The following is a 12,216-nucleotide window of genomic DNA, read 5'->3' as shown; positions in this document are numbered from 1 at the left end:
TGAGTAAAGCGTTGGCACAGTAGCGCAATATCCCGCTGTGCTAACGACATTACCATTTACATATAATAAATGAATAAACCGCATCGTATTATTTACAAGAAAAATGAAACTATCGCCGTTTTCCCTCATCAGCACAAATGCCTAATAAAATGGCTTGTTCTGTTCACACTTCTGCTTATTCAATTCGTCGTTTCCCAATTATGATAACGTCAGCTTTAAATGACGTATTTTGCATGGATTACATATTTACGACATAAATGATAAATGGAGATTTATATGAATAACTCTCGGTTATTCCGTTTGAGCAGGATTGTTATTGCATTAACTACCGTCAGCGGCATGATGGTAAATACCGCTTACGCAACAGATGAAGCGAAAGCCGCCACTCAATATACCCAACAGGTTAATCAGAATTACGCAAAATCATTGCCGTTTAGCGATCGTCAGGATTTTGACGATGCCCAGCGTGGATTTATCGCCCCGCTGCTGGACGAAGGTATTTTGCGTGATGCCAACGGCAAAGTTTACTACCGCGCAGATGATTACAAATTTGATATTAATGCCGCCGCGCCGGAAACCGTAAACCCCAGCCTGTGGCGTCAGTCGCAGATCAACGGTATTTCTGGCCTGTTCAAAGTCACCGATAAAATGTATCAGGTGCGCGGCCAGGATATCTCTAACATTACGTTCGTGGAAGGCGAGAAAGGCATTATCGTTATCGACCCGCTGGTGACGCCGCCAGCCGCGAAAGCCGCGCTTGATCTCTACTTCCAGCATCGTCCGCAAAAGCCGATTGTTGCTGTTATCTACACCCACAGCCACACCGACCACTATGGCGGTGTTAAAGGGATTGTCTCTGAAGCCGACGTAAAATCCGGAAAAGTGCAGGTGATCGCTCCGGAAGGCTTTATGGACGAAGCCATCAGTGAAAACGTGCTGGCAGGTAACATTATGAGCCGCCGTGCGCTCTACTCTTACGGTCTGTTACTGCCGCACAACGCGCAAGGCAACGTGGGTAACGGCCTCGGCGTCACGCTGGCAACCGGCGACCCGAGCATCATCGCACCAACCAAAACCATTACCAAAACCGGCGAGAAGATGGTCATCGACGGTCTGGAGTTTGACTTCCTGATGACCCCGGGCAGCGAAGCGCCAGCCGAAATGCACTTCTATATTCCGGCGCTGAAAGCCCTGTGTACCGCCGAGAACGCCACTCATACCCTGCACAACTTCTACACCCTGCGCGGCGCGAAAACCCGCGATACCAGCAAGTGGACCGAGTACCTGAACGAAACGCTGGATATGTGGGGTAACGAAGCGGAAGTGCTGTTTATGCCACACACCTGGCCGGTCTGGGGCAATAAGCATATCAATGATTATATTGGTAAATATCGCGATACCATCAAGTACATTCACGACCAGACCCTGCACCTGGCAAACCAGGGCTACACCATGAATGAAATTGGCGACATGATTAAACTGCCGCCTGCTCTTGCTAATAACTGGGCCAGCCGCGGCTATTACGGTTCTGTCAGCCACAACGCTCGCGCGGTGTACAACTTCTATCTCGGCTATTACGACGGCCACCCGGCAAACCTGCATCCATATGGTCAGGTGGAGATGGGCAAACGTTACGTGAAAGCGCTGGGCGGTTCCGCACGCGTCATCAACATGGCGCAAGAAGCGAACAAGCAAGGGGATTATCGCTGGTCAGCAGAACTGCTGAAACAGGTGATTGCTGCCAATCCGGGTGACCAGGTGGCCAAGAATCTGCAAGCGAATAACTTTGAACAGCTTGGCTATCAGGCGGAGTCCGCCACCTGGCGCGGTTTCTACCTGACCGGCGCGAAAGAGCTGCGCGAAGGGGTGCATAAGTTCAGTCACGGCACCACCGGTTCCCCGGACACCATTCGCGGGATGTCGGTCGAAATGCTGTTCGACTTTATGGCCGTTCGTCTCGATAGCGAAAAAGCCGCTGGCAAAAATATCAGCCTGAACTTCAATATGAGCAATGGCGATAACCTCAATCTGACGCTGAACGATAGCGTACTTAACTACCGTAAAACGCTGCAACCGCAAGCCAATGCCTCTTTCTATATCAGCCGTGAAGATCTGCACGCCGTGCTGACCGGACAAGCGAAAATGGCCGATCTGGTAAAAGCGAAGAAAGCCAAAATTATTGGCAATGGTGCGAAACTGGAAGAAATTATTACCTGTCTGGATAATTTTGATTTGTGGGTGAATATCGTAACCCCGAATTAATGCCACTCACTTTTGGGGGCGCTCAGGCCCCCAAAAGTATTTACTCTAAAAATATATACTGCAAATTAATACACATAACATATAAGTTATGAATGCGGTGGCTGAATAAAGCTATTTTTATTCATCAAAAAAATAGCCATACTGACGCATTCAATGGATATTGATATTCACTACAGATATTGTTCGCAGCAGACAGGATGTATTTATTATGCCAACAGTTCTCTCTCGCATGGTGATGCAACTCAAAAAAGCAGCCTGGATAATTCCCGTCTTCACGGTTTCGGGATGCTCATTATCTCCGGCGATCCCGGTGATTGGCGCTTATTATCCCAGCTGGTTTTTCTGCGCTATTGCCAGCCTTATTTTGACGCTCATCACGAGGCGAATTATTCAGCGGGCGAATATTAATCTGGCATTTGTCGGAATTATTTATACCGCCCTTTTTGCTCTCTACGCCATGCTGCTCTGGCTGGCATTTTTCTAATCTAGTTTGAGACGCGCTCATGGAAAGTACGCCGAAAAAAGCTCCTCGCAGTAAATTTCCTGCTCTGTTAGTGGTTGCGCTGGCGCTGGTTGCCCTTGTTTTCGTTATCTGGCGCGTAGACAGTGCGCCATCAACTAACGACGCTTACGCGTCAGCCGACACCATTGATGTGGTGCCGGAAGTCAGCGGTCGCATTGTGGAGCTGGCGGTCACCGACAACCAGGCAGTCAAACAGGGCGATTTGCTGTTCCGCATCGACCCGCGCCCGTACGAAGCCAATCTGGCGAAAGCCGAAGCCTCCCTCGCCGCACTGGATAAGCAAATTATGCTCACCCAGCGTAGTGTTGATGCGCAACAGTTCGGTGCCGACTCGGTTAACGCCACGGTAGAAAAAGCCCGTGCCGCCGCGAAACAGGCCAGCGATACATTGCACCGTACCGAGCCATTACTGAAAGAAGGTTTTGTCTCAGCGGAAGATGTTGACCGCGCGAGAACCGCACAGCGTGCGGCAGAAGCGGATCTTAATGCCGTATTGTTACAGGCGCAGTCAGCCGCCAGTGCTGTCAGCGGCGTCGATGCGCTGGTCGCCCAACGTGCGGCGGTCGAAGCGGATATTGCCCTGACCAAACTGCATCTGGAAATGGCAACAGTACGCGCGCCGTTCGATGGTCGCGTCATTTCGCTGAAGACCTCCGTCGGGCAGTTTGCATCTGCCATGCGCCCTATCTTCACGCTAATCGACACTCGTCACTGGTACGTTATTGCCAACTTCCGTGAAACCGATTTGAAAAACATTCATGCCGGTACACCTGCAACGATTCGTCTGATGAGCGACAGCGGCAAAACCTTCGAAGGCAAAGTGGATTCTATTGGCTACGGTGTGCTACCTGACGACGGCGGTCTGGTGCTTGGTGGTCTGCCGAAAGTTTCTCGTTCTATTAACTGGGTCCGCGTCGCCCAGCGTTTTCCGGTCAAAATCATGGTTGATAAACCTGACCCGGAAATGTTCCGCATCGGCGCTTCGGCAGTCGCTAATCTCGAGCCGCAATAATGAGCGCGCTCAACTCCCTGCCATTATCGATGGTCAGGCTGCTGGCGTTCTTTCATGAAGAGTTAAGCGAGCGGCGACCAGGTCGTGTACCGCAGACCGTGCAGCTCTGGGTAGGCTGCCTGCTGGTGATTCTGATCTCAATGACCTTCGAGATCCCCTTCGTGGCGTTATCACTGGCAGTGCTGTTTTACGGTATTCAGTCGAACGCGTTTTACACCAAATTTGTGGCGTTCCTGTTTGTGGTCGCCACAGTGCTGGAGATCGGCAGCCTGTTTTTGATCTACAAATGGTCATACGGCGAACCGTTGATCAGATTGATCATCGCCGGGCCGATTCTGATGGGATGTATGTTTTTGATGCGTACCCATCGGTTGGGGCTGGTCTTTTTTGCCGTTGCGATTGTCGCCATTTACGGGCAAACCTTCCCCGCCATGCTCGATTACCCGGAAGTCGTTGTGCGCTTAACGCTGTGGTGTATCGTTGTCGGCCTCTATCCAACCTTACTGATGACGTTAATCGGCGTGCTGTGGTTTCCCAGCCGCGCCATCACTCAGATGCATCAGGCGCTTAATGACAGACTGGACGATGCCTTAAGCCATCTGGCAGAAAATCTCACGCCTTTACCGGAAAAACTGGTTGAAAGAGAGGCGTTGGCGCTGCAAAAACTGAACGTATTTTGCCTCGCGGACGACGCTGACTGGCGAGCAAAAAGCGCATGGTGGCAGAGCTGCGTAGCGACGGTGACCTACATTTACTCTACGCTAAATCGCTACCACCCCGCCGATTTTGCCGAATCACAGGCCACGAAAGAGCTGCGGCAAAAACTAGCGGCTGAAATCGAAAAACTTCAGCAAGCTATTGCGCTAGGTGAAAGTTGGCAAAGTGACTGGCGTCTTAGCGAAGAAGAAGCCGTAGCGGCCCGGGTATGCAACCTGGAGAATATCTGCCAGGCACTAATGCAGTTGGGTCAAATGGATCCCAACACACTGCCAACACCAGCAGCCAAACCACCATCAATGGTTCCCGATGCTTTTACCAATCCGGACTATATGCGCTATGCGGTAAAAACGCTGCTGGCCTGTTTAATCTGTTACACCTTCTACAGTGGTGTCGACTGGGAAGGCATTCACACCTGTATGCTGACCTGCGTGATCGTCGCTAACCCCAATGTTGGTTCGTCGTATCAGAAAATGGCGCTGCGTTTTGGCGGTGCCTTCTGCGGTGCGATTCTGGCGCTGTTATTCACACTGCTGGTCATGCCCTGGCTGGATAATATTGTCGAATTGTTGTTCGTTCTCGCCCCGATATTCCTGTTGGGCGCGTGGATTGCCACCAGTTCTGAACGCTCTTCCTATATAGGCACACAAATGGTGGTCACCTTCGCGTTGGCCACACTCGAAAACGTTTTTGGGCCAGTGTATGACCTGGTGGAAATTCGCGATCGCGCCATCGGTATTCTTATCGGCACGGCAGTATCGGCGGTGATTTACACCTTTGTCTGGCCTGAAAGTGAAGCGCGCGCACTGCCACAAAAACTGGCTGGCGCGCTAGGTATGTTAAGCAAGCTGATGCGTATTCCACGCCAGCAGGAAACCGCCACGCTACGAGGTTATCTGCAAATTCGCATCGGTCTACATGCGGCATTTAATGCCTGCGAAGAGATGTGTGACCGCGTGGCGCTGGAGCGTCAACTGGACGGACAGGAACGTGCAACGCTGGTGGCACGCGTGCAAAGTGTCATTCGTCAGGGGCGCGATATCCTGCACGCCTGGGACGTGACCTGGAATTCGGCACAAATGTTGGATCACGCACTACGCCCAGACAGGGCCGGTCAATTTGCCGATGCGCTGGAGAAATACACCGCCGGTCTGACGACGGCCTCCAGTCTCCCACCGCAAATCATGCCTGAAGAGTTATCGCCCTCGTCGGTCGAACTCTCCACTTTAGTAAAACAGGAGCAACAGGTCTGCCAGCTTATATCCCGCTTGCCAGACTGGACAGCCCCGGCATTAACGCCCGCCACGGAACAGGCACAAGGAGCCGCGCAATGATCAATCGTCAACTTTCACGCCTGCTGTTATGCAGCATTCTCGGCAGCGCGACCCTAATGTCTGGCTGCGCGTTGGTGCGTAAGGATTCGGCGCCTCATCAACAGCTTAAACCGGAGCAGATTAAACTTGCCGATGATATTCATCTGGCCAGCTCCGGCTGGCCGCAGGCGCAGTGGTGGAAACAGTTTAACGACCCGCAACTGGATGCCCTGATCCAGCGTACACTGCAAGGTTCACACACGCTTGCTGAAGCGAAACTGCGGGAAGAAAAAGCGCAATCACAGGCCGACCTGTTAGATGCTGGTTCACAATTGCAGGTGGCGGCATTAGGGATGCTCAACCGCCAACGTGTCTCGGCGAACGGCTTTTTAAGCCCTTATTCAATGGATGCGCCAGCACTGGGTATGGACGGGCCGTACTATACGGAAGCCACAGTCGGTTTGTTTGCCGGACTGGATCTTGATTTGTGGGGAGTACATCGCTCGGCGGTTGCCGCCGCCATTGGCGCGCATAATGCCGCCCTGGCAGAAACCGCAGCGGTGGAGTTATCACTCACAACGGGCGTGGCGCAGCTTTATTACAGCATGCAGGCCAGCTACCAGATGCTCGATCTGTTAGAACAAACTCGCGATGTGATTGATTACGCGGTGAGAGCGCACCAGAGCAAAGTGGCGCACGGCCTGGAAGCGCAAGTGCCTTTCCACGGCGCGCGGGCGCAGATTCTGGCGGTCGATAAACAAATTGCCGCTGTCAAAGGGCAGATTACCGAAACGCGAGAATCTCTGCGTGCATTGATTGGTGCAGGCTCCAGCGATATGCCGGAAATCAAGCCGGTGGCATTACCGCAAGTACAGACCGGCATTCCGGCGACTCTCTCTTATGAGTTGCTCGCCAGACGCCCGGATCTGCAAGCGATGCGCTGGTATGTTCAGGCGTCATTAGATCAGGTAGATTCCGCGCGGGCGTTGTTCTATCCGAGCTTTGATATCAAAGCGTTTTTCGGTCTGGACTCCATCCACCTGGATACCTTATTCAAAAAGACCAGTCGTCAGTTCAACTTCATTCCGGGTCTAAAATTGCCGCTGTTTGATGGCGGGCGATTGAATGCCAATCTCGAAAGCACTCGCGCCACCAGCAACATGATGATTGAACGTTACAACCAGTCAGTGCTGAACGCAGTGCGCGATGTTGCAGTCAATGGCACACGTCTGCAAACGCTCAATGACGAACGGCAGATGCAGGCCGAACGCGTGGAAGTGACCCGCTTCACGCAGCGTGCCGCTGACGCTGCCTACAAACGCGGTCTAACCAGTCGCTTACAGGCAACCGAAGCCCAGTTGCCGGTGCTTTCCGAAGAGATGTCATTACTGATGCTGGACAGCCGCCGTGTGATTCAAAGTATTCAGTTGATGAAATCGCTGGGCGGCGGATATCAGGCGGCTCCTGACATCGAGAAAAAATAAAATGTCTGCCGCGTGATGGCTGTCACGCGGTATTTCGTTTCGTCACGTCAAAACTGACGACAGCCTGTTTTTCGTCAGCGTTTTGAATAAATAGTGCCCGTAATATCAGGGAATAGCCTCAAATAAAATGTGGCATAAAAGATGCATACTGTGGTCGAGAGCGCGTATGCGTGATTTGATTAACTGGAGCGAGACTGATGAAAAAAGTCGTCACGGTTTGCCCATATTGCGCATCAGGTTGCAAAATCAACCTGGTCGTCGATAACGGCAAAATCGTCCGGGCGGAGGCAGCGCAGGGGAAAACCAACCAGGGTACTCTGTGTCTGAAGGGTTATTATGGCTGGGATTTTATTAACGATACCCAGATCCTGACCCCGCGCCTGAAAACCCCCATGATCCGTCGCCAGCGTGGCGGCAAACTCGAACCTGTTTCCTGGGATGAGGCACTGAATTACGTTGCCGAGCGCCTGAGCGCCATCAAAGAGAAGTACGGTCCGGATGCCATCCAGACGACCGGCTCCTCGCGTGGTACGGGTAACGAAACCAACTATGTAATGCAAAAATTTGCGCGCGCCGTTATTGGTACCAATAACGTTGACTGCTGCGCTCGCGTCTGACACGGCCCATCGGTTGCAGGTCTGCACCAATCGGTCGGTAACGGCGCAATGAGCAATGCCATTAACGAAATTGATAATACCGATTTAGTGTTCGTCTTCGGGTACAACCCGGCGGATTCCCACCCTATCGTGGCGAATCACGTGATTAACGCTAAACGTAACGGCGCGAAAATTATCGTCTGCGATCCGCGCAAAATTGAAACCGCGCGCATTGCTGACATGCACATCGCACTGAAAAACGGCTCGAACATCGCGCTGTTGAATGCGATGGGCCATGTCATTATTGAAGAAAATCTGTACGACAAAGCGTTTGTCGCTTCCCGTACGGAAGGCTTTGAAGAGTATCGTAAAATCGTTGAAGGCTACACGCCGGAGTCGGTTGAAGATATCACCGGCGTTAGCGCCAGTGAGATTCGTCAGGCGGCGCGGATGTATGCCCAGGCGGAAAGCGCATCTATTCTGTGGGGCATGGGTGTTACCCAGTTCTATCAGGGCGTGGAAACCGTACGTTCTCTGACCAGCCTCGCGATGCTGACCGGTAACCTCGGTAAGCCGCATGCGGGCGTTAACCCGGTTCGTGGTCAGAACAACGTGCAGGGGGCCTGTGATATGGGCGCACTGCCAGATACGTATCCTGGCTATCAGTACGTGAAAGATCCGGCTAACCGCGAGAAATTCGCCAAAGCCTGGGGCGTAGAAAGCCTGCCGGCCCATACCGGTTATCGCATCAGCGAACTGCCGCACCGTGCGGCGCATGGCGAAGTCCGTGCGGCGTACATTATGGGCGAAGATCCGCTGCAAACGGATGCGGAACTGTCGGCAGTACGTAAAGCCTTTGAAGATCTGGAACTGGTCATCGTCCAGGACATCTTTATGACCAAAACCGCGTCAGCGGCGGATGTCATTTTGCCGTCAACCTCGTGGGGCGAGCATGAAGGTGTCTATACTGCGGCAGACCGTGGCTTCCAGCGTTTCTTCAAGGCAGTTGAACCGAAGTGGGATCTGAAAACGGACTGGCAGATTATCAGTGAAATCGCCACCCGTATGGGTTATCCGATGCACTACAACAACACCCAGGAGATCTGGGACGAGTTGCGTCATCTGTGCCCGGATTTCTACGGTGCGACTTACGAGAAAATGGGCGAACTGGGCTTCATTCAGTGGCCTTGCCGCGATACTTCAGATGCCGATCAGGGAACCTCTTATCTGTTTAAAGAGAAGTTTGATACCCCGAACGGCCTGGCGCAGTTCTTCACCTGCGACTGGGTAGCGCCAATCGACAAACTCACCGACGAGTACCCGATGGTACTGTCAACGGTGCGTGAAGTTGGCCACTACTCTTGCCGTTCAATGACCGGTAACTGTGCGGCACTGGCGGCGCTGGCTGATGAACCTGGCTATGCGCAAATCAATACCGAAGACGCCAAACGTCTGGGTATTGAAGATGAAGCGCTGATTTGGGTCCATTCGCGTAAAGGCAAAATTATCACCCGTGCGCAGGTCAGCGATCGTCCTAACAAAGGGGCGATTTACATGACCTACCAGTGGTGGATTGGCGCCTGTAACGAGTTGGTTACCGAGAACTTAAGCCCAATTACCAAAACGCCGGAATACAAATACTGCGCCGTGCGCGTCGAGCCGATTGCCGATCAGCGCGCCGCCGAGCAGTACGTGATTGACGAGTACAACAAGTTGAAAACTCGCCTGCGCGAAGCGGCACTGGCGTAAATAAGTCCCTTCTACAGCCTCCTTTGGGAGGCTGTTTTTTTATCCATTCGAACTCTTTATACTGGATACACCCTACCCAATCGTATTATCAAAATGAAAAAAATTATCGCATTGATGTTGTTTTTGACATTCTTTGCCCACGCGAATGACTCTGAGCCTGGCAGCCAATATGTAAAGGCGGCAGAAGCCGGAGACAGACGCGCACAATATTTTCTTGCCGACAGCTGGTTTAGCTCCGGCGATTTGAGCAAAGCCGAATATTGGGCACAGAAAGCCGCCGACAGTGGTGATGCCGATGCCTGCGCGCTGTTAGCGCAGATTAAAATCACCAATCCGGTGAGTCTGGACTATCCACAAGCAAAAATTCTCGCTGAAAAAGCAGCGCAAGCGGGCAGTAAAGAAGGTGAAGTGACGCTGGCGCATATTCTGGTGAATACTCAGGCAGGTAAACCAGATTATCCGAAGGCGATTTCGCTGTTAGAAAACGCTTCGGAAGATCTGGAGAACGACTCCGCCGTCGATGCCCAGATGCTGCTTGGTTTGATTTACGCCAACGGCATAGGCATTAAGGCCGACGATGAGAAAGCGACCTGGTATTTCAAGCGTAGCTCCGCTATTTCCCGTACCGGTTATTCCGAGTACTGGGCGGGAATGATGTTCTTAAACGGTGAAGAAGGTTTTATCGAGAAGAACAAACAGAAGGCGCTGCACTGGTTGAACCTGAGCTGTATGGAAGGGTTTGATACCGGGTGTGAAGAGTTTGAAAAGTTAACCAACGGCTAAAATGATGTGTCGGATGCGGCGTAAACGCCTTATCCGACCTACCAAAATCACGCTAAATCAGGCTATTACGCTGTCTGGCGTAGGCCTGATAAGACGCGTTAAGCATCGCATCAGGCATTATTGATGTCGGATGCGGCGTAAACGCCTTATCCGACCTACCAAAATCACGCTAAATCAGGCTATTGCGCTGTCTGGCGTAGGCCTGATAAGACGCGTTAAGCGTCGCATCAGGCATCCGCACATTGCCGGGTGGATGACCCCGGCAATCTTCAATTACTGATCCGCAGTCTTATCAAATTTGCCCAGCATTTCACGTTCATAGGCCATCGCCTTTTTGCGGTCAAATTTGTGTTCCCACTTGGCAATCACCAGCACCGCCAGCGCATTACCCACCACGTTCAGCGCAGTTCGCGCCATGTCGAGAATACGGTCTACACCGGCAATAAACGCCAGACCTTCCAGCGGGATCCCCACACTTCCCAGCGTCGCCAGCAGCACCACAAACGACACGCCCGGTACGCCCGCAATCCCTTTCGAGGTCACCATCAGCGTCAGGACCAGGACAATTTCCTGCCAGATGGACAGGTCAATACCATACAACTGCGCGATGAAGATAGCCGCAATACTTTGATACAGCGTCGAACCGTCGAGGTTAAAGGAGTATCCCGTCGGCACCACGAAACTGGTGATCGACGCCGGGGCGCCATAAGCTTCCATCTTCTCAATAATTCGCGGCAGCACACTTTCAGAGCTGGCAGTGGAATACGCCAGAATCAGCTCATCTTTTAGAATACGAATCAGGATCCAGACGCTCAGTCCGCACAGGCGCGCCACAATACCCAGCACCACTAGCGCGAAGAACAGAATAGCGAAATGCACCAGCAGCACCAGCTTCGCCAGCGGCCACAGGGAAGAGAAACCGAAGTTAGCCACCGTCACCGCAATCAGCGCGAATACCCCCACTGGAGCGTAACGCATCACCATGTGAGTCACTTTAAACATGGTTTCGGAGATGGAGCGGAACACAGTCACCAGCGGTTCACGATGCAACGCGGGCAGGGAAGAAAGCCCCAGACCAAACAGCACCGAGAAGAAGATGATTGGCAGCATTTCGCCTTTCGCCATCGACGCCACAATGTTCGTCGGCACCAGCGACAAAATCGTCCCCATAATGCCGTGGGAACTGCTTTGGACAGCTTCAGTAGTGCTCTGATATTTCGAGATATCGACAGTCGCCAGCTGCGACATATCCACCCCAGCACCGGGCTGGAAGACGTTCGCCAGGGTGATCCCCAGAATGATGGCGATGGTAGTGATCACCTCGAAGTAGATAATGGTTTTCGCACCAATTCGCCCGAGCTGTTTGGCGTCACCGACTCCAGCAATACCGACCACCAACGTGGAAATCACGATCGGCACAACGATCATTTTAATCAGGTGGATAAAGATATCACCTGCCGGGGAGAGAAAATTAACGACTAACCAGTCACGGCTGTCGCTGTGATAATGGAGGTAACTTCCCAGTAGAATGCCCAGCACCATAGCAATGAGTATCTGCCAGGCCAGGCTGATTTTTATATTTTTCATACGATTGACTTCCTCAGTGGAACGCCGTTCCCCGTTCAAAAACGCAAGAACGTTATAAACTGCAGGGTATGGATTGTGTTGCGTTGGTTTGTAGATTTTTTTAACGCCTATGATCAGTATCATTTGCGCGGTATGTTGCGCAACCCTTTAACAACAGAGCTTTTCGCTGCATTAATGCATAATAACGCGA

At 52.2% G+C, this 12,216-nt stretch carries 8 protein-coding genes; 7 read left to right on the top strand and 1 reads right to left on the bottom strand.

What is annotated here, in order from left to right; all coding sequences use genetic code 11:
* Positions 1-276: 276 nt before the first annotated feature.
* The 7 genes from yjcS to yjcO all read left to right on the top strand — a co-directional run bounded on the left by yjcS (position 277) and on the right by yjcO (position 10,439).
* Positions 277-2,262 (top strand): alkyl sulfatase YjcS, encoded by a 1,986-nt coding sequence (gene yjcS / locus A9180_RS01750; RefSeq protein ID WP_064525661.1) that lies wholly within the window; start codon positions 277-279, stop codon positions 2,260-2,262.
* Positions 2,263-2,470: 208 nt separating this feature from the next.
* Positions 2,471-2,746 carry a YtcA family lipoprotein gene (locus A9180_RS01745; protein ID WP_064525658.1) on the top strand — a complete coding sequence of 92 codons (276 nt, stop codon included), beginning with the start codon at positions 2,471-2,473 and terminating at the stop codon, positions 2,744-2,746.
* Between the two features lie 19 nt (positions 2,747-2,765).
* On the top strand, positions 2,766-3,797 hold the full coding sequence (gene mdtN / locus A9180_RS01740) for a multidrug efflux transporter periplasmic adaptor subunit MdtN (protein ID WP_064525655.1): 1,032 nt from the start codon (positions 2,766-2,768) through the stop codon (positions 3,795-3,797).
* Positions 3,797-5,848: a multidrug efflux transporter permease subunit MdtO gene (gene mdtO / locus A9180_RS01735; RefSeq protein ID WP_064525652.1), complete on the top strand. Its 2,052-nt coding sequence runs from the start codon at positions 3,797-3,799 to the stop codon at positions 5,846-5,848. The genes mdtN and mdtO overlap by 1 nt, the downstream gene beginning before the upstream one ends.
* Positions 5,845-7,311 carry a multidrug efflux transporter outer membrane subunit MdtP gene (gene mdtP / locus A9180_RS01730; RefSeq protein ID WP_064525649.1) on the top strand — a complete coding sequence of 489 codons (1,467 nt, stop codon included), beginning with the start codon at positions 5,845-5,847 and terminating at the stop codon, positions 7,309-7,311. Before mdtO ends, mdtP begins: the two co-directional genes overlap by 4 nt.
* 197 nt (positions 7,312-7,508) lie before the next feature.
* A complete protein-coding gene (gene fdhF / locus A9180_RS01720; protein ID WP_077883481.1) occupies positions 7,509-9,656 on the top strand; it encodes a formate dehydrogenase subunit alpha in 2,148 nt (715 codons plus the stop codon).
* Between the two features lie 93 nt (positions 9,657-9,749).
* Positions 9,750-10,439, top strand: a complete 690-nt coding sequence (gene yjcO, locus A9180_RS01715; RefSeq protein WP_064525643.1) for a Sel1 family TPR-like repeat protein YjcO — start codon at positions 9,750-9,752, stop codon at positions 10,437-10,439.
* Positions 10,440-10,712: 273 nt separating this feature from the next.
* Here yjcO and gltP read toward each other — a convergent pair whose 3' ends face one another.
* Positions 10,713-12,026 carry a glutamate/aspartate:proton symporter GltP gene (gene gltP / locus A9180_RS01710; RefSeq protein ID WP_064525874.1) on the bottom strand — a complete coding sequence of 438 codons (1,314 nt, stop codon included), beginning with the start codon at positions 12,024-12,026 and terminating at the stop codon, positions 10,713-10,715.
* Positions 12,027-12,216: the final 190 nt, after the last annotated feature.

This window comes from Escherichia sp. B1147 (assembly GCF_001660175.1).
GTDB classification, from domain to species: Bacteria; Pseudomonadota; Gammaproteobacteria; order Enterobacterales; family Enterobacteriaceae; genus Escherichia; species Escherichia whittamii.
The sequence above is the reverse complement of the archived record's forward strand: the minus strand, read 5'-3'. Positions and strand labels throughout refer to the sequence as shown.

Coding starts and splice junctions, on each gene's coding strand:
- yjcS (WP_064525661.1), top strand. CDS start 277: ATGAATAACTCTCGGTTATTCCGTTTGAGCAGGATTGTTATTGCATTA.
- A9180_RS01745 (WP_064525658.1), top strand. CDS start 2,471: ATGCCAACAGTTCTCTCTCGCATGGTGATGCAACTCAAAAAAGCAGCC.
- mdtN (WP_064525655.1), top strand. CDS start 2,766: ATGGAAAGTACGCCGAAAAAAGCTCCTCGCAGTAAATTTCCTGCTCTG.
- mdtO (WP_064525652.1), top strand. CDS start 3,797: ATGAGCGCGCTCAACTCCCTGCCATTATCGATGGTCAGGCTGCTGGCG.
- mdtP (WP_064525649.1), top strand. CDS start 5,845: ATGATCAATCGTCAACTTTCACGCCTGCTGTTATGCAGCATTCTCGGC.
- yjcO (WP_064525643.1), top strand. CDS start 9,750: ATGAAAAAAATTATCGCATTGATGTTGTTTTTGACATTCTTTGCCCAC.
- gltP (WP_064525874.1), bottom strand. CDS start 12,026: ATGAAAAATATAAAAATCAGCCTGGCCTGGCAGATACTCATTGCTATG.